Raw genomic sequence first — 20,622 nt, 5'->3', positions numbered from 1 at the left:
CGCCTTGTGCCTCTTCCTCGGCATCCGGATCACGGCCGCCGCTGGGCGGGTGCCTGTCATGGGGTGAGCGGTAGGCGTCCCGCCACGGCGGTCCCGACCTCGTGGGACTGGCCACCGCCAGGCCTAGGACGACCTCGGCGAGCACCTGACCAGTGCAGACTGGCTCAGGTGCTCGCCGACCTCGGCGCGTGCCGGCCGTCAGAGGCCGGAATGCTGTTGGTGTGCACGCGGGCCGACCACGCTCACGAGACGATGGGAGCCGCCGGTGACCAACTCGACGAAGGGCCCTGACGTGACTGCCGAGGAACCCCGCACCAGCGAGCGTCAGGAGGGCGTGTTGCGTCAGCCGTGGCTGCACGACCTGGCGATCACCGTCCACGGCAATGCCACCCAGCTCTCCTCGCCCCAAGGCGACATCGAGCCCGGCACCGCTCAGGGCGTCTTCCTCGACGATGCCAGGGTGCTCGACCGTCTGGTGCTCCGGGTCGGTGGCGAGCCGGCGAGCCCCGTCGCGTCATCTGCTCGGGGCGAGCGGGCCGAGTTCTTCGGGGCGGCCCGAGGCCTGGGCAACTCCGGCTCGGATCCCACCGTCGAGGTGCACCGCACCAGGACGCTCGGCGACGCGACGATGGTCGAGAACATCACCGTGACGTCCCGGGCGTCCGACGAGGTCCGGGCCACCCTCGAGGTCGAGCTCGGTGCCGACGGTGCGCCGATCGCCTGGGTGAAGTCGGGGCGGGTGCGCGGCGATGTCCTCACGCCAACCCGCGTCGGCGACGTGGTCCACCTGGTCACCCTCCGACACGACGTCGAGGTCGGCTTCGAGCCGCCCGCCGACGCGATCACGACCTCCACGGACCACGCGGTCGCCACCCGTAGCGTCGTCGTGGCTCCCGGCGCGAGCGTGAGCTGGCGCCTCAGGGTCACTGCCACCCGCCGTGAGGTCTCGCGCTTCGACGCCGACCCCGGCGCCGACGCCGTCTCGTGGCAAGCCGTGGACGTCACGGCCGATGACCCCGGCTCGCGCCGCTGGTCTCCCACTCCCTCGACGACCTCCGCCAGCTGTTGCTGCGCGATCCGCTCGACCCTTCGGACGTCTTCGCCGCAGCGGGATCCCCTTGGTACCTCACCCTCTTCGGTCGTGACTCGATCTGGACGGCCCGGATGATGCTGCCGTTCGGCACCGAGCTCGCCGCGGGCACGCTTCGTGCCCTCGCGCGCCGCCAGGGCACCCGGGACGACCCCGACCGGGCCGAGCAGCCCGGCAAGATTCCCCACGAGGTGCGGCGCACGGCATACGGCAGCCCTGGTGAGCACCTCGAGCTCCCGCCGCTCTACTACGGCACGGTCGACGCGACGGCGCTGTGGGTCTGCCTGCTCGTGGATGCCTGGCGGTGGGGGTTGGCGCAGGACCAGGTGCGCTCGCTGCTGCCGCACCTGCGCGCCGCCCTGGGCTGGATCACCGGGCCCGGGCAGCCAGACGCCGACGGCCTGCTCAAGTACCTCGACACGACCGGCCACGGCCTGGCCAACCAGGGCTGGAAGGACTCGGTCGACTCCATGCGGTTCCGGGACGGCCGGGTGGCCGAGGCTCCCATCGCGCTCATCGAAGCGCAGGCGTATGCCGTGGAGGCGCTCACCGGCGCGGCGGACCTGCTCGACGCCCTGGGTGAGCCGGGGGGTGAGGCCGCACGCCTGACTGGCAGCGGGCTGCGCGAGCGGATCCACGCCGCGTACTGGGTCGAGGGTGATGCAGGGCGCTACCTCGCCATGGCGCTGGACGGTCACGGCGCGCCCGTCGACGGACTGGGCTCCAACATGGGTCACGTCCTCGGCACGGGGGTGCTCGACGCCGCTCAGGCCGAGTCCGTCGCGGCGCAGCTGACCGGGCCGGAGCTGCTCGACGCCTTCGGCGTCCGCACGTTCGGCAGCGGCAACGGGGGCTTCAACCCGATCGGCTACCACACGGGGTCGGTGTGGACCCATGACACGGCGATCGCGGCGCTGGGGCTGGCCCGCGAGGGGCTCGCCGACCCCGCCTCCCGGATCCTTCGCGCCCTGGTCGCTGCGGGCGACGCCTTCGACTACCGCTGGCCCGAGCTGTACTCGGGACAGCCCATGATGGGTCGGCCTGCGCCCTATCCCGCGGCGTGTCGGCCCCAGGCGTGGTCGGCGGCGTCCGCGGGGGCGTTGTTGGCGGTCGCCCTGGGGTTGCGCGCCGACCTGCCCCGCGGGCTCCTCGAGGTGCGCCCGATCCGGCCCGCGCCGTTCGGTGCCCTGAGCGTGAGCGGCCTGCGGGTCGCCGGAGCCGAGGTCAGGGTGCAGGTCGACGCTGCTGGTGAGGTGACCCTCTCGGGAGTGCCGGACGGGGTCCAGGTCAGCCACAGCGCATAGACTCAGGCGGTTGTCTGGCAGACACCAGCTGAAAGGACGGCTCCGCGTGGGAGTGCTCGAGACGATCAAGGGCCCCGCCGACCTCAAGGCGCTCACGCCTGCCCAGATCCCGGCGCTGGCCCGGGAGATCCGCGACTTCCTCGTCGAGTCGGTGAGCAAGACCGGCGGCCACCTCGGGCCGAACCTCGGCGTGGTCGAGCTGACCATCGCGCTGCACCGGGTCTTCGACAGCCCTCGCGACACCATCGTCTTCGACACCGGCCACCAGTCGTACGTGCACAAGCTCCTCACCGGTCGCCATGACTTCAGCAAGCTCAAGAAGCAGGGCGGCCTCTCGGGGTATCCGAGCCGGGCCGAGTCCGAGCACGACGTCGTCGAGAACTCCCACGCCTCGACCTCGTTGTCCTGGGCCGATGGCATCGCCAAAGCCCGGCGGCTTCGCGGTGAACGCGGCCGCCACACCGTGGCCGTGATCGGCGACGGGGCCCTCACCGGCGGCATGGCCTGGGAGGCCATCAACAACATCGCTGCCGACAAGGACCTCGCGCTGACCATCGTCGTCAACGACAACGAGCGGTCCTACGCCCCGACCATCGGCGGTCTCGCCGACCACCTGGCCACGTTGCGCACCACGCGTGGCTACGAGCGCTTCCTCGACTGGGGCAAGAACACCCTGTCCCGGACGCCCGTCGTCGGCGGCGCGATGTACGAGACGCTCCACGGCATGAAGAAGGGGCTCAAGGACATCGTCGCGCCCCAGGGGATGTTCGAGGACCTCGGCCTGAAGTACCTCGGCCCGGTCGACGGCCACGACGAGGCAGCGGTGGAGTCCGCGCTGCGCCGTGCCAAGGCCTTTGGTGGTCCCGTACTCGTCCACGTCATCACGGAGAAGGGGCGTGGTTACGATCCGGCCCGCCGTGACGAGGGCGACCAGTGGCACGCCATCGGCAAGTTCAACCCGGAGACCGGGCTGCCGTTCGAGGTCAGCGGCCGGATCTGGACCGACGAGTTCAACGACGAGATGGTCGCCATCGGCGCCGAGCGCGAGGACGTCGTCGCGTTGACGGCGGCGATGCTCATCCCCGTCGGGCTCGACGGCTTCGCCGCGGCCTACCCCGAGCGCGTGTTCGACGTGGGCATCGCCGAGCAGCACGCCGTCACCATGGCCAGTGGCCTCGCGTTCGCAGGGCTGCACCCGGTCGTCGCGGTGTATGCGACTTTCCTCAACCGCGCATTCGACCAGCTGCTCATGGATGCCGCCCTCCACAAGGCCGGCGTGACTTTCGTCCTCGACCGGGCCGGGGTGACCGGCAGCGACGGGCCGTCCCACAACGGCATGTGGGACATGACGCTGGCCTCGGTGGTGCCCGGGCTGCGCCTCGCGGCGCCCCGTGACGGTGACCAGGTCAAGGCGCAGCTGCGTGAGGCGCTCGACGTGGCCGACGCCCCCACGGTCGTCCGTTTCCCCAAGGGCGACGTCGGGCCGGCGGTTCCGGCGGTGCGTCGACACGGCTCGGTCGACGTGCTCCACGAGGCTGCTGCCGAGTCCTGCGATCTGCTGCTGGTCGGCGTCGGCGCGTTTGCGTCGATGGCTGTCGAAGTCGCCGAAAAGCTCGAGGCACAAGGGCATTCGGTGTGTGCCGTCGATCCGCGCTGGGTGCTGCCAGTCAGTGACGACCTCGTCGACCTGGCCCGTTCAGCACGAGCTGTTGCCGTGGTCGAGGACAACCTCGTGAGCGGTGGCGTCGGTGCGGCGGTGACCCTCGCCCTGCGTGAGGCGAGCGTGCAGATCCCGGTGCACCTGCACGGCATACCCAAGCGGTTCCTCGACCACGCCTCGCGCGGTCAGGTACTCGACGAGCTGGGGCTCACGGCCGACGCCGTGGCGACCTCCCTGGCGACCCGGCTGCACTGACCCCGACCTCCCCCGCGACTTATTGCCCTGAATCCACCAGATTCGCCGGTTCAGGGCCGGCAAACGGTGGATTGAGGGCAATAAGTCGGGGGAGTGGTGGGGGAGCGGGGGGCGTCAGGCGGGCACGCTGGCGACTCCAGGCGGCAGGAAGCGGTGGCCGGTCACCCTCTCGCTCACGCCTTCGCGGTCGAGCAGCGGCGTGAGACCGCCGTTCCAGAACTGGAACCCGGCGCCCGTGATCATGGCGAGGTCGAGGTCCATCGGGGCCTGGACCACGCCTTCGTCGAGCATCCGGCGCGACTCGTCGGCCAGCACGCCGAGGACGCGCTCGCGAACCTCGTCGGTGGTCAGCACCACGGGGTCCGCCGGCTTGTCGAACAGCGCCTCGACCTCGGGGTCGACGACGGGCTTGCCCTCGGGCCAGATGTAGATGGCCGGCTTCTTGGCCTCGACAACCTTGCGGAGGTTCTCCGAGACGTAGAAGCGGTCGGGGAACGCCTTGGCGAGGGTCTCGTTGTTGTGCAGCGCGATGGCGGGCCCCACGAGGCCGAGCAGGACGAACGGCGGCATGGGCGCCAGGCCCGCGAATGCCTTGTCAGCCACCTCGATCGGGGTTCCCTCGTCGACGACCCGGGCGACCTCGCCCATGAAGCGGCCCAGGAGGCGGTTGACGATGAACGAAGGGCTGTCCTTGACGAGGATCGTGGTCTTCTTCAGGGACTTGCCCGTGGCGAACGCGGTGGCGAGGGTGGCGTCGTCGGTCTGCTCGCCCTTGATGATCTCGAGCAGCGGCATCACGGCGACCGGGTTGAAGAAGTGGAAGCCGACGACCCGCTCGGGGTGCGCCAGGTCCGCCGCCATCTGCGTGATCGACAGCGACGAGGTGTTGGTCGCGAGCACGCACTCGGGCGACACGATGGCCTCGACCTCCGCCCACACCTGCTTCTTGACCGACATCTCCTCGAAGACGGCTTCGATGACGAAGTCCGCATCCGCGAAGCCGTCCTTCGACGTCGCCCCGGTCAGCAGGCCCTTGAGGCGGTTGGCCTTGTCCGGGCTGATCCGCTTCTTGGCGAGCAGCTTGTCGACCTCGCCGTGGACGTAGCCCACGCCCTTGGCGACCCGGTCCTCGTCGAGGTCGGTCATGACGACGGGAACCTCGAGGCGCTGGGCGAACAAGCAGCGCGAGCTGGCTGGCCATGAGCCCGGCGCCCACGATCCCGACCTTGGTGACCTTGCGGGCCAGGGACTTGTCGGGGGCTCCGGCGGGCCGCTTGGCGCGGCGCTGGACGAGGTCGAACGAGTACAGCCCGGCGCGGAGCTCGTCGCCCATGACGAGGTCGGCCAGCGCCTCGTCCTCGGCGCGGAACGCCTCGTCACGGGTGGCGGTCCGAGCTCCGCGCACCAGGTCGAGCGCGCGGTACGGCCCGGGGGCCTTGCCGCCCGTCTTCAGGTCGACGAGGGCCTTGGCAGCCTTCAGCGGGCCCTCCCAGTCGGCCTCCTCGCGTGAGACCTCGGGCCGCTGGACGCTGGCCTCGCCCGTGAGGACGCGTGCCGCCCACAGCAGCGACTCCTCGAGGAAGTCGGCCGGCTCGAACATCACGTCGGCGATGCCGAGCTCGAAGGCCTGGGGTCCCTTGAGCATCCGGTTCATGTTCATCGGGTTGTCGATGATCACCTTGAGCGCGTTCGCGGGTCCGATGAGGTTGGGCAGCAGGTAGCAGCCGCCCCAGCCGGGGACGAGGCCGAGGAAGGTCTCGGGCAGGGCCAGCGCTGGCACACCCGCCGAGATCGAGCGGTAGTCCGTCGAGAGCGCGATCTCGACCCCGCCGCCCATGGCCGCACCGTTGACGAACGCGAAGGTCGGGACCGGGAGGTCCATGATCGCCCCGAAGGCCGTGTGGCCGGCGCGCGCGACCTCGAGCGCCGTGGCCCGGTCGCTCGCCTGGGCCACGGCCTTGAGGTCAGCGCCCACCGCGAAGATGAACGGCTTGCCGGTGATGCCCACGGCCTGGATCTCGCCAGCCTCGGCACGCGCCCGCAGGCCCTCGACGACGGTGGTGAGGCCCGCGATGGTCTGCGGCCCGAAGGTGTTCGGCTTGGTGTGGTCAAACCCGTTGTCGAGCGTGATCAGCGCCAGGACACCAGCGTCACCAGGCAGCGTGACGTCGCGCACCGGCGTATGGGTCACGACCTCCTCGAACGTGGGGGTGGTCTGCTCGCTCATGCCGAAACCTCCGTGCCGTTGTCAGCCCCGAAGTCGTTGTCAGCCCCGAAGTCAGGGTGGTGGGGGTTCTCCCAGATGACGGCGCCGCCCATGCCGATGCCGATGCACATGGCGGTCATGCCGTAGCGGACCTCGGGGTGCTCCTCGAACTGCCGGGCCAGCTGCGTCATCAGGCGCACGCCGGAGGAGGCGAGGGGGTGTCCGGTGGCGATGGCGCCCCCGTACTGGTTGACGCGCGGATCGTCGTCCGCGATGCCGAAGTGCTCGAGGAACGCGAGGACCTGCACCGCGAACGCCTCGTTGAGCTCGAACAGGCCGATGTCGTCGATGGACAGACCGGCCTTGGCGAGCGCCTTCTCCGCCGCGGGCACCGGGCCGATGCCCATGACCTCTGGCTCGACCCCGACGAACGCGAAGTCGACCAGGCGCATGCGCACCGGCAGCCCGAGCTCGGCGGCGGCCTCCGCCGAGGCGAGGATGCAGGCGGTCGCCCCGTCGTTGAGGCCTGCCGAGTTGCCGGCGCTGACGTTGCCGTGCGGGCGGAAGGGAGTCTTCAGCGCGCCCAGGTCCGCCAGGGTCGTGCCCGGGCGGGGTGGCTCGTCCTGGGTGGCCAGGCCGAACCCCTGCTCCTGGTGGCGAGTCGCCACCGGCACGAGGTCGGGCTGGATCTGGTTGTTCGCATAGGCCTTCGCGAGCTTGTCCTGCGAGCCCACGGCATACGCGTCGCTGCGCGCCTTGGTGAGCGTCGGGTAGCGGTCGTGGAGGTTCTCCGCGGTCGAGCCCATGACCAGGGCGGAGGGGTCGACGAGCTTCTCGGCGACGATCCGCGGGTTGGGGTCGACGCCCTCACCCATGGGGTGGCGGCCCATGTGCTCGACGCCCCCGGCAATCGCCACGTCGATGGACCCGAAGGCGATCGACGAGGCGGTGGTGGTCACGGCAGTCATCGCACCCGCGCACATGCGGTCGATGGAGTATCCGGGGGTCGTCTTCGGCAGGCCGGACAGGAGGGCAGCCATGCGGCCGAGCGTCAGGCCCTGGTCGCCGATCTGGGTGGTCGCGGCGATGGCGACCTCCTCGACGCGCTCCGGGGGCAGCTCGGGGTGACGGCGCATCAGCTCACGGATGCATTTGATGACGAGGTCGTCGGCGCGGGTCTGGGCGTACATGCCCTTCTCCCCGGCCTTGCCGAACGGCGTGCGAACACCGTCGACGAACACGACCTCACGCAGAGTGCGGGGCACGGAGGGCCTCCCTTGACGTGGTGCTTGGGGTGACACCGGGTATGCCGGTGCGTACGGACCGATGCTACTTCTCGGTAACAACCGGGTCACCCGTGGTCGCGCGTGAGAGCCGTCACGCCGCAGGCGTCAGGCGTCGGGGTGTTCTCGGAACGCCGCCTCGATCATCGGCGCGACGATCTGCGTCTGCCAAGGCCGCGCCCCGAGCTCGGCCAGGGCCTGGGTGAAGGCCTCGGCGGTCGGGGGCTGGGGCGGTGACCAGATGACGCGTCTCAGCGGATCGGGGGATAGGACGTTCTCGACGGGGACCGCTCGCTCGTGGGCGAAGGCCGTCAGGGCGGTGCGAGTCGCGGCGAGGCGGGCCGCGGCCAGCGGATCACGCTCGGGCCAGGCTCGCTGCGGCGGGGGCCCGTCGGATCGCAGGGTCATCGGGGGCAGCTCGGAGTCGGGCAGCTCGCGAGCCCGCCGCACGGCCTCGAGCCACTGCCGCTGGTAGCGCCGGACCGACCGGTGACCGTCGGGCAGCTGGGCGGCCGAGGTGGGTGCGGCCATCGCGATCTCGATCAGGACCGCGTCGGGCAGGACCCGGCCGGGTGAGGTGTCGCGGTCCTGGGCGATGAGGTCGCGGGTCTCCCACAGCTCGCGGACGACCGCCGCGGCACGCCGCTGGCGCACCCGGTGCATGCCGCTGGTGCGTCGCCAGGGGTCGATCTTGACCGGCGGTCCGGTGAAGGTCAGGAGCGCCTCGAACTCCTGACGCGCCCACTCGGCCTTGTCCTGCATGGCCAGGTCGACGCCCATGAGGTTGCGCAGGTCGATGAGCACCTCGACGTCGAGAGCGGCGTACCGCAGCCACGGTTCCGGCAACGGACGGGTGGACCAGTCGACCGCCGAATGCTCCTTGGCCAGCGTGAGCTGGAGGTAGTGCTCGACGACCGCCGCCAGACCGACTCGCGGCAGCCCGAGCAGCCGCCCGGCGAGCTCGGTGTCGAACAAGCTGGCGCGGGGTCAGGCCCACCTCGGCCAGGCACGGCAGGTCCTGGGTCGCCGCGTGCAGGATCCACTCGGCGTTGCCGATCGCGTCGTTGAGCGGGGTGAGGTCCGGGCAGGCGATGGGGTCGATGAGCCACGTGCCCGAGCCCTCGCGGCGCACCTGCACGAGGTACGCCCGCTGGCCGTAGCGGTAGCCACTCGCACGCTCTGCGTCGAGCGCGACAGGGCCCTCACCTGCGGCGATGGCGCGCGCGGCGGCGTCGAGCCCGCGTTCGCTGTCGACCACCGGTGGGACACCCTCGGCGGGCATGTCGAGCGGCGTGAGGGGCAGGACCGGCTCGACGGAGAGCTCGGCCGCGGTCTGGGCGCCATCCCCGTCGGCGGCTGCGGTGTCGGTCTCGGTCACCCAGCCAACCTATCGGGCCAGCCGTTTCAGCGGCGCGGGCCGGGCAGCGCGATGACGCCTTCGGGCAGCGGGGGGAGCCCCGCGATGGTGCACAGCAGCTCGGACCAGGCGATGAGGTGGGCCCCGACGTTTCCGCTGACGGGAGTCCACGACGCGCGCACCTCCATCTCGACGCTGGCGGGTCGGTCGGCCAGGCCCGCGAAGCTCTCGGAGACGACCCGGGTGACGGTGCCGGCCTCGGCGGTGAAGCCGAGGTGGTGGGACTCCAGGGCGTCCGTCAGCCACGACCAGCCCACCGCACCGAGCATCGGGTCGTTGGCCAGCTCGGGCTCGAGCTCGGCGCGAGCGAACGTCACCGCGCGCCACGCTCCGTCCCACGGGTCGGGCACCGACGGGTCGTGCAGGAGGACGAACCGGCCGGACGCGAGCTCGTCCTCGTCGGCGTGCGCGCCGACGACCTCGGCGGTGAGCGCCACGGCATACGGCGCGATGCGTTGCGGAGCAGGCACCTCGGTGAGACGGATCTCCGGGCGCAACCGCGCTGCGCGCAGGTCGCTCAGCGCCTGCGTGAACTCGGGGGAGTGGTCTCCAGGGACCGTTCGGCTGCCCACCATCAGAGCGTATGCCGCGAGGGGCACCTCCCACGGGCAATGCGCGCCTCGCGGGGTGTCGGAGTGTCGCGGCGCGACAGGTAGCGTGCGGGCATGCTCTCGCTGCTCGCCCTCGCCTCGAGCGCGTGTTGGGGCACCTCGGACTTCTTCGCCGGCTTGCGGGCACGGACCATGCCGGCCGCGGCAGTCGTCGCCTGGTCGCAGGGCATGGCCCTGGTCCTGTTGACGGTCGTGCTCAGCGTGACGGGCTTCGGCGGCCCGACCGGATGGATGGTGTGGGCGGTCGCGGCCGGCGTGGCGGGGTCGGGCGCGTTGGTCTGCTTCTATGCCGCCCTGTCGACCGGGACGATGGGCGTGGTCGCGCCGGTTGCCTCGCTCGGCGTGGTGGTGCCGGTCCTGCTCGGCATCCTCACCGGCGACCAGCCGCCAGTCCTCGCGTGGGTCGGCATGGTTGTCGCGATCGTCGGCGTCGCCCTGGCCTCCGGACCGGAGCTGAGTGGTGGGGTCTCGCCCCGCCCGCTCGCCCTGGCCTGCGTGGCGGCGGTCGGGTTCGGACTGGCGCTCTTCTGCCTCGACCGCGGCGCGCGGGTCTCCCTCCTGCACACCCTCTGGGGGATGCGCGCCACCTCGGTCAGCCTCTTCCTGGTCGCGGGGGTCGTCCTGCGCCGGGCAGGTGGGGTGCGCGCCGCAGACCTGCCGGCACTCGGCCTGATCGGCGCCGGTGACCTCGTCGCGAACGGCCTGTTCGCCTATGCGAGCTCGCACGGCGTGGTGAGCATCGCGAGCGTGCTCGGTTCGCTGTACCCGGTCGTCACCGTGCTGCTCGCGCGCGTCCTGCTCCAGGAGCGGCTGCGTCCCGTGCAGGGCGTCGGCGTGGGGATCAGCGTCGCCGGGGTCGTCGTGCTCGCCCTCGCGCGGCCCTGACGGCTGGGCGCGGAGACGCCACCTAGACTCCTGCGGTGACCTCCGAACGCGCCACCCCGCAGGACTCCGCGCTCGTCCGGGCTGCCACCCAGCAGCCCGTCCCGCACACTCCGGTGTGGTTCATGCGCCAGGCCGGGCGGTCGCTGCCGGAGTACCGCGCCGTGCGCGAGGGCATCGGCATGCTCGACTCGTGCCGCCGACCCGACCTCGTCACCGAGATCACGCTGCAGCCGGTGCGCCGGCACGGGGTCGACGCCGCCATCTTCTTCTCCGACATCGTGGTGCCTCTGGCCGCGGTCGGCGTGGACCTCGACATCGTCGCCGGGGTCGGGCCCGTCGTGGCCAAGCCGATCCGCAGCCGGGCCGACCTCGACCGGCTGCCGGCGTTGACTCCCGAGCACGTGCCGTTCATCACCGAGGCAGTGCGGCTGCTGGTCGCCGAGCTCGGCGCGACGCCCCTCATCGGGTTCGCGGGGGCGCCGTTCACCTTGGCGAGCTACCTCGTGGAGGGCGGCCCCAGCAAGAACCACGAGCACACCAAGGCCCTGATGTACGGCGACCCCCAGCTGTGGCACGACCTCTGCGCGCGACTTGCCCAGATCTCCGGTGCGTTCCTCGACGTGCAGGCCGCCGCCGGGGCTTCAGCGGTGCAGCTGTTCGACTCCTGGGTGGGTGCCCTGCCGCGGGCCGACTACGAGCGGTTCGTGCAACCGCACTCGGCCGCCGCGCTCGCGATGGTGGCTGCGCGCGGCATACCCAGGATCCACTTCGGGGTCGGCACCGGTGAGCTGCTTGCGGCCATGGGCGCCGCTGGCGCCGACGTCGTCGGGGTCGACTACCGCGTATCGCTCACCGATGCGCTCGCCCGCCTGGACGGTTCGTATGCCGTGCAGGGCAACCTCGATCCTGCGCTCCTCTTCGCGCCGTGGGAGGCGCTGGAGGCCAAGGTGCGCGACATCGTCGAGGAGGGCAAGGCGGCTCCCGGGCACATCTTCAACCTGGGCCACGGCGTGCTCCCCGACACCGACCCCGATGTCCTGACCCGAGTCGTGGAGCTGGTGCACGAGGTCAGCCAGCGCTGACCACGGGGGGCGCAGCACCGAGCCGGCGCCGACGGACGTACCACCAGACCGGCAGGCCCAGCAGTGCTGCCACCACGGCGAACGGCAGCACGGCGCCGAGCACGGTCAGCACCACGCTCACCGAGGCCGTGAACGCCTTCCAGCCGCCCTTGAGTCCCGCGAGGAACCCGGTGGCGGTGGCGGGCGGGGCGATGACCGCGGCCACGGTGGTCAGGCTGACCTGCACCGGGGAGCGGGCCACGCTGCCCTTGAGGGAGGCCAGCTGCGCCTCGAGCGCCTCGAGGTCGGACTCGCGCCGGGTCAGCTCGGCCTCGAGGGTCACGATCTGGGTGAGGTCCTTGGCGCTCCTGAGGAACCCGCGCACCCGCTCGACGCTGACCCGCATCGTGTCGAGCCGGGACTGGGTGTCGACGATCTGGGACCCGACGTTCTCGCTGGAGCTCGTGGAGCGGATGACGGTGCCGACCGACCCGAGATCGGCGATGACTGCGTCGAGCTGGTCGGACGGCACGGAGATCGTGATCTCGGCATAGGTCGTCGCGCTCACCTTGGAGGAGTCTGCGAGGGGGACGGGTCCGTCGGCGGTGCCGATGTTCTCGTCGAGGATGATGCCGTCGGCTGCTGCCGAGGTGGCGCGGACCCGGGCGACTGCCTGGCCGATGTTCTTGACCTGCAGGGCAATCGTCGCGCGGCGGGCGAGCGCGTCCTGGCCAGCCTGCAGGGCGGCGGGGTCGACACCGGTGCCCGTGCTGGGGGACTTGCCGTTCGGTGCGGGGGCGCCGATGGCGGTGCCGCCCACGGACTGGCCGCGGGAGTCCTGCACGCCGCCGGCAGGGGCGATGGCGCTGCTCGCCGAGCTGGAGCCGCTACTGCCGGCGCTACACGCGGCGAGCGCGAACGCGGCGACGACGCCGATGCCGATAGCCGGGAGAGTGGTGCGATGACGATCACGGAACATGGCGACCCCCTGGTCGGTCGTGTCGAGGCGGTGGATCCGGAACACGAGTTCGACTGCGCTCCGGACCTGCTCGTTCCACCCCGGTGGTGACGAAACCGTCACGATCTTGAAAGGGTGGGCCCATGACCGGGTCACGCATCGTCGTCGTCGGCGGTGGCATCGCCGGCCTCGCCGCGGCGTGGGAGGCCGTGCGCGCCATGCCCGACGCAGTCGTCACCGTGGTCGACGCCGCCGACCGCCCGGGCGGCAAGCTGCGCCGCGAGCCCGTGGCGGGCGTGGCGGTCGACGTGGGCGCGGAGTCGATCCTGGCCCGCCGACCCGAGGGGCTCGCCCTCATGTCCGAGCTCGACCTCGCTGCCGAGGTCGTCCACCCTGCGACCACGTCGGCCGCGGTCTGGTCCCGGGGCGACCTGCACCCCCTGCCGCGAGGCACGCTCATGGGCATCCCGTCGCCCGCGTCCTCCGCGCGCGGCATCCTGTCGGCCGACGAGGTGGCCCGAGCCGAGCACGAACGCCCTTGGGAGGGTGGCGAGTTCGACGACGTGTCGGTCGGCGACTACGTCGCGGCGCGGCTGGGTGAGGCGGTGGTGGACCGGCTCGTCGAGCCTCTGCTCGGTGGGGTGTATGCCGGTCAGGCGCGTTCCCTGTCGCTGCGCGCCTGCCTGCCCGGGGTCTTCGCAGCGGTCAGTCGGGGGGAGTCCCTCACGGACGCGGCACGCGCTGCCTCAGCCGCCCCGGAGGCGCAGGCGGTGTCGGCGGTGGCACCGACGGGGGCCGCCGCTCCGGTCTTCGCCGGACTCGACGGCGGGGTCGGCCGCCTGGCCGAGGTGCTCGTCGAACAGCTCCGTGTGCGCGGCGTGACGATCCGCAGCGGAACGATCGTCCGCGAGCTGCACCGCGAGCCCGTGACCGGTGACGGGGGATGGTCGGTCGTGGTCGGGTCTCGTGCCCAGCCCGAGCGCATCCCCGCGGACGCGGTGGTCCTTGCCGTGCCGTCGACCCCCACCTCCCGCCTGCTGGCGCCGCACGCACCCGTGGCCGCCCGCGAGCTGGCGGCGATCGAGTACGCATCGATGGCCATCGTGACGCTCGCGGTGGACTCCACCCGGCGGCGCGGGGCGGCGCACCCGCCGTTGACCGGCTCCGGCTTCCTCGTGCCCGCGGTCGAGGGGCGCACCATCAAGGCCAGCACCTTCACCTCCTCGAAGTGGGCGTGGGCGGCCGGCGCAGCGCAGGACCTGTCGTTCCTGCGCGCCTCGGTCGGTCGACATGGCGAGACCACCGACCTGCAGCGGCCCGATACGGAGCTTGTGGCCATCGCGGTCGCCGAGGTGAGTGAGGCCCTGGGCCACCAGCTGCCGCCGGTCGTCGACACCCAGGTGCAGCGGTGGGGCGGTGCCCTCCCGCAGTACGCGGTGGGACACCTGGACCGGGTGTCCCGCATCCGGGCGGCGACCCGCTCCCTCGCCGGGCTGGCGCTGGCCGGCGCGGCATACGACGGGGTGGGGGTGCCCGCGTGCATCGCCAGCGGACGAGCGGCCGCGCAGTCGGTGGTGACCCACCTGCGCTCCGATGGCGGTGGCGCGGGACACTAGGGCCATGACTGGCAAGCCTTCACCCTCCCGGATCCGCGAGATCAACGACTCCATCCGTTACGCGATGTGGTCGGTGTTCGCCGTGACGGCACCACTGGGCGACAACCGCGAGGTCATGGCCAAGGAGGTCGAGGACCTCTTCGCCCGGCTCGAGTCAGAGGGCGTCGTCACGCGAGGGGTCTACGACATCGGCGGGCTGCGCGCCGACGCCGACTTCATGGTCTGGTGGCACGCCGAGCGGATCGAGGACGTCCAGGGGGCCTACCGTGCGCTGTTGCGGACCGAGCTCGGACAGCTCCTCGAGCCGACCTGGTCTGCGGCCGCCCTGCACCGCCCGGCCGAGTTCAACAAGAGCCACATCCCCGCGTTCCTCGCAGACGAGCACCCCAAGGACTTCATCTGCGTGTACCCGTTCGTGCGGTCCTACGAGTGGTACCTGCTCGACGACAAGGAGCGCCGCGACATGCTGCGCGAGCACGGTCAGCAGGCCCGCGAGTACCCCGACGTCCGGGCCAACACCATCGCGTCCTTCGCGTTGAACGACTACGAGTGGGTGCTGGCGTTCGAGGCCGACGAGCTGCACCGCATCGTCGACCTCATGCGCGAGCTGCGGGCCTCGCGCGCTCGCATGCACGTGCGCGAAGAGGTCCCGTTCCACACCGGCCGCCGCGTCGAGGTCGCCGACCTGCTCGCCTCGTTGCGCTGAGGTCGCCGCCGTGACCGCCTTCACCCCCAGCGGCCTGGTCACGCAGTGGGTGGTGTCCCCGTTCGGCACCGTGCTCGCGGTGGTCGCCTCGGTGGCCTACGCGGCGATCCTGGTCGGCCTGCACCGCCGCGGTGACGCGGTGCCGGTGCTCCGGCCGATCACCTTCTACCTCGTGGGCATCGGTTCGCTGGTGCTGGCCACGGACGGCGGCCTGGCGGCGTTCCGCGACACGTCGTTCGTCGCGGCTGCGGCCCAGTCGGCGGTGCTCGCCGCGATCACCCCCGTCGGGATCGCGCTGGGCGACCCGCTGGCGCTGGCGCGTCGGGCGCTCGGCGAACGCCGCGCGACGGTCCTGGACCGGGTCGTCACCGGCCGCACCGCCCGCATCGTGATGTTCCCGCTGCTCGCCTCCGTGGTGGCCACCGGCCTGCATCTCGCCCTGTTCGTCACCCCGTGGCTCGCCGCCTCGGTCGCGCATCCGTGGGTCCGCGAGCTGACGTATGCCGTGCTGCTCGGCAGCGGCCTGCTGTTCGTTTTGCCGCTGCTCGCCGACGAGCTCGTGCCAGCGTGGTGCACCGCCGGCGTGCGGGTGCTCATCGCCTTCGGCGACGGCCTGCTCGATGCCGTGCCGGGAGTCGTCGTGATGGCGTCGCCGGCGCTGCTCGGCACACCCGTCGCCGCCTATCTCGCCGCGCGGGACCCGCTGTGGGAGCAGCGGCTGGGCGGCGGTGCGATGTTCGGCGTGGCCGAGGTGGTCGGGCTGCCGCTGCTCGCCGCGACGATCCTCGTGTGGGTGCGCTCCGATGCGCGCGAGGCCGCTCTCGTCGACGCCCGGCTCGACCGTGAGGAGGCGCAGCGGCTGGCGGCGCAAGCCCGGCTGGCGCCGGGGGCCGGTCAGGACCGGCCGGACACCACGGTCGAGGTCCCACCCGGCTCAGCCGAGGGGCTGCGTGACCGGCCCTGGTGGGAGACCGACCCGCGCTTCACCCGCCGTGCACCCTGACCATGGGTACGCGCTGGCGGTCCAGGCGTCGGGCCGAGCGCGATCGGACCGACTCAGGCCTGAGCGGGGCGCAGGGTCATCGAGATCGAGTTGATGCAGTACCGCTGGTCCGTCGGCGTGCCGTAGCCCTCGCCCTCGAAGACGTGCCCGAGGTGGCTCCCACAGGTGGCGCACCGCACCTCGACCCGCTTCATCCCCATCGCCGTGTCCTCGATGTACTCCACGCGGTCGCCCGCCAGGGGTGCGTAGAACGACGGCCAGCCGCAGTGGCTGTCGAACTTGGTCTGCGACGTGAACAGCTCGGCCCCGCAGGCCCGACAGGCGTAGACGCCCTCGGTCTTGGTGTCGGTGTACTCCCCGACGTAGGGCCGCTCGGTGCCCGCTTGCCGGAGCACCTGGTAGGCGGCCGGGCCGAGCTCGGCGCGCCACTCCTCCTCGGTCTTGCTCACGGCATACGACTTGTCTGTGCTCTCCATGTCCAGCACAACACCACAGGCCGAGCATTGGTTCCCGGCTAGGCTGCCGGGCATGGCGGCGAAGGCGACTGAGCTGGAAGTTCCGGGTGGCCCGCAGGGGGCCCGGTTGGTACGGATCTCCAGCCCTGAGCGGCTGATCTGGCCGGACGAGGGCATCACCAAGCTCGAGCTCGCCGAGTACGCGGTGGCGGTTTCCGACGGCTATCTGCGTGCCCTGGGCAACCGGCCGGTGACCCTCCAGCGCTTCCCGGACGGCATCACGGGCGAGGAGTTCTGGACCAAGAACCCGCCCAAGGGGATCCCCGACTTCATCACCCCCGTGATGTGCACCTACCCCTCCGGACGCAAGCACCTCCAGGTCGTCGTCGACGAACCTGCTGCGGTCGTCTGGGCGGTCCAGATGAACACGGTGACCTTCCACCCGTGGCCGGTCCGGACGACCAACGTCGACAACCCCGACGAGCTGCGGATCGACCTCGACCCGCAGCCGGGGCGCACCTACGCAGATGCCGTCGAGGCTGCCCTCGTCCTGCGGGAGGTGTTGGCCGAGCTCGGACTCACCGGGTGGGCCAAGACCTCGGGCAACCGCGGCGTGCACGTCTTCGTCCGCGTCGCGCCCACCCACGAGTTCCTCGACGTGCGGCACGGGGTCATCGGCATCGCCCGTGAGCTCGAGCGTCGGCTGCCCGACCTCGTGACGACCTCCTGGTGGAAGGAGGAGCGGGGCGAGCGCGTCTTCGTCGACTTCAACCAGGCCTGCCGCGACCGGACCATCGCGTCGGCCTACAGCCCCCGTCCCCTGCCCGGGGCGCCGGTGAGTATGCCGGTCGGCTGGGGTGCGCTGCGGGGCGTCGTCCCCGGTGACTTCACGGTGCGGACCGTTCCGGGGATCCTGGCGGCCGACGGTGACGCGTGGCTGGGCATGGACGATGCCGTCGGCGACGTCTCGGCCGCGATCGCCCTGTGGGACAAGGATGTCCACGAGCGTGGCCTGGGTGAGCTGAACTTCCCGCCGGACTACCCCAAGATGCCCGGGGAGCCCCCGAGGGTCCAGCCGAGCAAGCGCCGCAAGGACCGGGCCGACGAGGAGTACCTGGGGCCCAAGGCCGACCGCGACGCAGCGTGGGGCCTGGCCGTGATCCCACCGGTGGCGCCGATGCTGGCCAAGCCGGTGAAGGGGATTCCCCGGGGCGACTACCTCTACGAGCCCAAGTGGGACGGCTTCCGCTCGGTGATCTTCCGATCCGGGGACCGGGTCGAGATCGGCAGCCGCAACGAGAAGCCGATGACGCGCTACTTCCCCGAGATCGTCGAGGCGGCGCTCGCCAACCTGCCCGAGAAGTGTGTCGTCGACGGCGAGATCGTGCTCATCGCCGAGTCCGGTGACCGGCTCGACTTCGACGCCCTCCAACAACGGATCCACCCAGCGGCCAGTCGGGTCACGAAGCTGTCGACCCTGACGCCGGCGAGCTTCGTGGCGTTCGACCTGCTCGCACTCGGCGACGACGACCTCACCCAGCGGCCCCTCGAGGAGCGACGCGCGCTGCTGGAGAAGGCCCTGGCCAGCGCCCAGCCGCCGGTGCACCTGACTCGGGCCACCCGTGACCCGGACGTCGCCCAGGAGTGGTTCCACCAGTTCGAGGGCGCCGGACTCGACGGAGTGATCGCCAAGCCCCTCGACGGCACCTACCAGCCGGACAAGCGGGTGATGATCAAGATCAAGCACGAGCGCACCGCGGACTGCGTGGTTGCGGGCTACCGCACCCACAAGAGCGGTGACGACCTGGTCGGGTCCCTGCTGCTGGGGCTCTACACGGACGAGGGCTCGCTCATGAGTGTCGGGGTCATCGGGGCCTTCCCCATGGCCAGGCGCAAGGAGCTCTTCGACGAGCTGCAGCCGCTCGTCACGACCTTCGACGACCACCCCTGGGCCTGGGCCAAGGAGGAGATGGGTACGCGGACCCCGACCAGTGGAGCCACGAGCCGGTGGAACGCCAGCAAGGACCTCTCGTTCACCCCGCTGCGTCCTGAGCGCGTCGTCGAAGTGCGGTACGACCACATGGAGGGCCTGCGGTTCCGGCACACGGCGCAGTTCGCCAGGTGGCGCCCGGACCGTGAGCCGCATTCGTGCACGTATGAGCAGCTCGAGGAGCCCGTGAGCTTCGACCTCGCCGACGTGCTGGGGGAGCGGTAGGCGTGGCGGATCGCGGTGCGGTGGCACGCAAGGCGGCGCTGGGGGCCGCCGTGGCGGGTGGTTCGGTGGCTGCGGCGGGCGCCCTGACCTCGGTGGGAGCCGCGGCCTACTTCGCGCGAAAAGCGCTCACGCCCGACCGCCAGCGGCCCGACGACACCCAGATCCTCGCGGTCGGCGACACCACGGTGACCCTGGACATCACCCCCGAGACCGTCATGCCGGGACGGTACGGGCTCTGGCTAGACTCCTCACGAGGGCACGTGCGGCTCGGCGACGTCGTCGCGCTCGACCATGAGCGCGGGACCGTCCGCCGCCAGGTCCTCGGCGTGGACTACGGGCTCCTCGCTCCGGGGTTCGCCCGGTGGAACCAGTACTTCTTCGTCGGCCCTCCCGACCGCGCCCTCGGGGTTCCCACCGAGTACGTCGACGTGCCCACCGAGCTGGGCACCATGCCTGCCTGGGTGATCCGGGCGGAGCGTGAGTCGAACCGTTGGGCGGTCCTCGTGCACGGGCGCGGCGCTCGACGTGACGAGGGGCTGCGAGCCGTGAAGCCGCTGCGTGACAACGGGATCAACGTCATCATCCCGAGCTACCGCAACGACCTCGGCGCCCGGAGCGGACCCGACGGGCGTTACAACCTCGGCCTGTCGGAATGGCGTGACATCGAGGACGCCGGGCTTGCCGCGGTGCAGCGGGGCGCGCGCGAGCTGATCCTCGTGGGGTGGTCGATGGGCGGCGCCATCGTCCTGCAGACGCTGAGCCGGTCGTGGCTCGCCGACCACGTGTCCAGAGTCGTGCTCGACGGTCCGGTGATCGACTGGGGCGACGTGCTGGCGCACCACGCGCGGGCCCACAAGGTGCCGGCCCCGATCGGCGGCCTCAGCCGCGCCCTCATGGGGCGCCGGTCGGCGCGCCGGCTCGTCGGCGTGCACAGCCCCGTCGACGTCGCGAAGACCAACTGGGTGCAGCGAGCGGCCGAGCTGCGTCACCCGATGCTGGTGATCCACTCGGTCGACGACGAGTTCGTGCCGGTCGGACCCTCGCTCGAGCTGGCCGCAGTGCGGCCGGACCTCGTGACCATGGAGCCGTGGGACACCGCCCGGCACACCAAGGAGTGGAACGTCGACCCCGATCGCTGGGAACGGTGCGTCGCGGAGTTCGTCAGCGGGTGATGCGCCACCGGCCGAGCAGGGTGCCGCCCTCCTCGAGCAGGAGCATGGGCGCGAGGTGCGCCTCGCGCGGCGACCCGCTGAGGATGCTCGGGTGCTCCCCGCCCACGAGCAGCGGGGACCAGGTGAGGTCGAGCTCGTCGACAACGCCAGCGGCCAGCAGGCTGGCGAACAGGCTCGGCCCCCCTTCGCAGAGGATCTGGCGAAATCCCTTGTCCTCCAGCATGTGCCGCATCGTGAGGAGATCGACGGTGTCGGTCCCCGAGGTGAGGACGAACTCCTCTCCGATGAGGTCGCGGGCCTCGTCGAGGGCTCGCGGATCGGCCTTCTCCCGGCTCACGAGCAGCACCGACCCGACCGGGCCGCCTCCGACGCTGGCGGGGAGGCGTCCCGAGTTGCTCACGACGACCAGCCGCGGGGCGCTCGGATCCTCGGACTGCAGCGAGGAGTAGCCCTCGGCGCGAACGGTTCCCGCGCCGACGAGGACGACATCGCTCACCCGGCGCAACACGTCGAACACGGCGTGGTCGGGCGGCGTGTTGATGCTGCCGGATCGCTGGTCTGCGCCAGCGGCGGCGCCGTCGAGGGTGGACACGAAGTTCACCCGCAACCAGCGGCGAGCGGGCGCGGCATACAGGCCGGGAAGGTCCTCCGCGGTCACCGTGCCGCCGGGGGTGCGGGAGCCGGAGGGGTCGAGCAGCAGGCGCATGACGGGAGTCTGCCACTCA

16 protein-coding genes and 2 pseudogenes are annotated in these 20,622 nt (G+C 71.6%); 10 read left to right on the top strand and 8 right to left on the bottom strand.

The features are described from left to right. Positions 1 to 265 precede the first annotated feature (265 nt). Genes GKE56_RS06085 through dxs form a run of 3 tightly spaced genes read left to right on the top strand, consistent with a single transcriptional unit; the run spans position 266 to position 4,309 of the window. Positions 266 to 1,168 carry a glycogen debranching N-terminal domain-containing protein gene (locus tag GKE56_RS06085; protein ID WP_195908261.1) on the top strand — a complete coding sequence of 301 codons (903 nt, stop codon included), beginning with the start codon at positions 266 to 268 and terminating at the stop codon, positions 1,166 to 1,168. Then, a complete protein-coding gene (locus GKE56_RS06080) occupies positions 1,066 to 2,394 on the top strand; it encodes an amylo-alpha-1,6-glucosidase (protein WP_195908260.1) in 1,329 nt (442 codons plus the stop codon). The genes GKE56_RS06085 and GKE56_RS06080 overlap by 103 nt, the downstream gene beginning before the upstream one ends. Before the next feature lie 46 nt (positions 2,395 to 2,440). Then, positions 2,441 to 4,309 (top strand): 1-deoxy-D-xylulose-5-phosphate synthase, encoded by a 1,869-nt coding sequence (dxs, locus tag GKE56_RS06075; RefSeq protein ID WP_154685654.1) that lies wholly within the window; start codon positions 2,441 to 2,443, stop codon positions 4,307 to 4,309. Positions 4,310 to 4,423: 114 nt separating this feature from the next. Here the strand turns inward: dxs and GKE56_RS06070 are convergent. From GKE56_RS06070 to GKE56_RS06055, 5 genes and pseudogenes are all read right to left on the bottom strand, one after another. After that, positions 4,424 to 6,536: pseudogene (locus GKE56_RS06070) on the bottom strand (3-hydroxyacyl-CoA dehydrogenase NAD-binding domain-containing protein). Beyond that, entirely contained in the window at positions 6,533 to 7,780 is a 1,248-nt protein-coding gene (locus GKE56_RS06065) for a thiolase family protein (protein ID WP_154683771.1), read from the bottom strand. The pseudogene GKE56_RS06070 and the gene GKE56_RS06065 overlap by 4 nt, the downstream one beginning before the upstream one ends. Before the next feature lie 126 nt (positions 7,781 to 7,906). Next, a complete protein-coding gene (locus GKE56_RS06060) occupies positions 7,907 to 8,773 on the bottom strand; it encodes an HRDC domain-containing protein (RefSeq protein WP_370518465.1) in 867 nt (288 codons plus the stop codon). A gap of 64 nt (positions 8,774 to 8,837) precedes the next feature. Then, positions 8,838 to 9,080 (bottom strand): annotated as a pseudogene (locus GKE56_RS18170) (ribonuclease D); the annotation flags it as partial. 122 nt (positions 9,081 to 9,202) lie between these two features. After that, positions 9,203 to 9,790 carry a DUF3000 domain-containing protein gene (locus tag GKE56_RS06055; RefSeq protein ID WP_195908259.1) on the bottom strand — a complete coding sequence of 196 codons (588 nt, stop codon included), beginning with the start codon at positions 9,788 to 9,790 and terminating at the stop codon, positions 9,203 to 9,205. A 90-nt stretch (positions 9,791 to 9,880) separates the two neighbouring features. Here GKE56_RS06055 and GKE56_RS06050 point away from each other — a divergent pair, with 90 nt between their 5' ends. Beyond that, positions 9,881 to 10,711 (top strand): DMT family transporter, encoded by an 831-nt coding sequence (locus GKE56_RS06050; protein WP_154683769.1) that lies wholly within the window; start codon positions 9,881 to 9,883, stop codon positions 10,709 to 10,711. Between the two features lie 35 nt (positions 10,712 to 10,746). After that, positions 10,747 to 11,793: a uroporphyrinogen decarboxylase gene (gene hemE, locus GKE56_RS06045; protein ID WP_154683768.1), complete on the top strand. Its 1,047-nt coding sequence runs from the start codon at positions 10,747 to 10,749 to the stop codon at positions 11,791 to 11,793. Here the strand turns inward: hemE and GKE56_RS06040 are convergent. Continuing rightward, positions 11,780 to 12,796: a DUF4349 domain-containing protein gene (locus GKE56_RS06040; RefSeq protein WP_154683767.1), complete on the bottom strand. Its 1,017-nt coding sequence runs from the start codon at positions 12,794 to 12,796 to the stop codon at positions 11,780 to 11,782. The genes hemE and GKE56_RS06040 overlap by 14 nt on opposite strands. A 77-nt stretch (positions 12,797 to 12,873) precedes the next feature. Here GKE56_RS06040 and hemG point away from each other — a divergent pair, with 77 nt between their 5' ends. From hemG to GKE56_RS06025, 3 genes are read left to right on the top strand one after another with little or no spacing between them, the layout of a single operon-like run. Beyond that, on the top strand, positions 12,874 to 14,346 hold the full coding sequence (gene hemG, locus GKE56_RS06035) for a protoporphyrinogen oxidase (protein ID WP_154683766.1): 1,473 nt from the start codon (positions 12,874 to 12,876) through the stop codon (positions 14,344 to 14,346). A gap of 4 nt (positions 14,347 to 14,350) precedes the next feature. Next, positions 14,351 to 15,052, top strand: coding sequence for a hydrogen peroxide-dependent heme synthase (hemQ, locus tag GKE56_RS06030; RefSeq protein ID WP_154683765.1), 702 nt, complete (start codon positions 14,351 to 14,353; stop codon positions 15,050 to 15,052). Between the two features lie 10 nt (positions 15,053 to 15,062). Then, a complete protein-coding gene (locus GKE56_RS06025) occupies positions 15,063 to 16,055 on the top strand; it encodes a cytochrome c oxidase assembly protein (protein ID WP_154683764.1) in 993 nt (330 codons plus the stop codon). A 53-nt stretch (positions 16,056 to 16,108) separates the two neighbouring features. On the opposite strand, the gene msrB is transcribed toward GKE56_RS06025, so the two are convergent. Then, a complete protein-coding gene (msrB, locus tag GKE56_RS06020) occupies positions 16,109 to 16,531 on the bottom strand; it encodes a peptide-methionine (R)-S-oxide reductase MsrB (protein WP_154683763.1) in 423 nt (140 codons plus the stop codon). A gap of 52 nt (positions 16,532 to 16,583) precedes the next feature. Between msrB and GKE56_RS06015 the strand changes: the two genes are divergently transcribed. Both GKE56_RS06015 and GKE56_RS06010 read left to right on the top strand, forming a co-directional pair. Continuing rightward, complete coding sequence (locus tag GKE56_RS06015) at positions 16,584 to 18,725, top strand: ATP-dependent DNA ligase (protein ID WP_154683762.1); 2,142 nt, start codon at positions 16,584 to 16,586, stop codon at positions 18,723 to 18,725. 2 nt (positions 18,726 to 18,727) lie between these two features. Beyond that, positions 18,728 to 19,897, top strand: coding sequence for a S9 family peptidase (locus tag GKE56_RS06010; RefSeq protein WP_230209228.1), 1,170 nt, complete (start codon positions 18,728 to 18,730; stop codon positions 19,895 to 19,897). On the opposite strand, the gene GKE56_RS06005 is transcribed toward GKE56_RS06010, so the two are convergent. Continuing rightward, entirely contained in the window at positions 19,887 to 20,603 is a 717-nt protein-coding gene (locus tag GKE56_RS06005; RefSeq protein WP_154683761.1) for a dihydrofolate reductase family protein, read from the bottom strand. The two genes, GKE56_RS06010 and GKE56_RS06005, sit on opposite strands and share 11 nt — an antisense overlap. Positions 20,604 to 20,622 lie beyond the last annotated feature (19 nt).

The organism is Nostocoides sp. HKS02 (assembly GCF_009707485.1).
Classification (GTDB): domain Bacteria; phylum Actinomycetota; class Actinomycetes; order Actinomycetales; family Dermatophilaceae; genus Pedococcus.
This window is presented reverse-complemented; position numbering and strand designations above follow the sequence as displayed.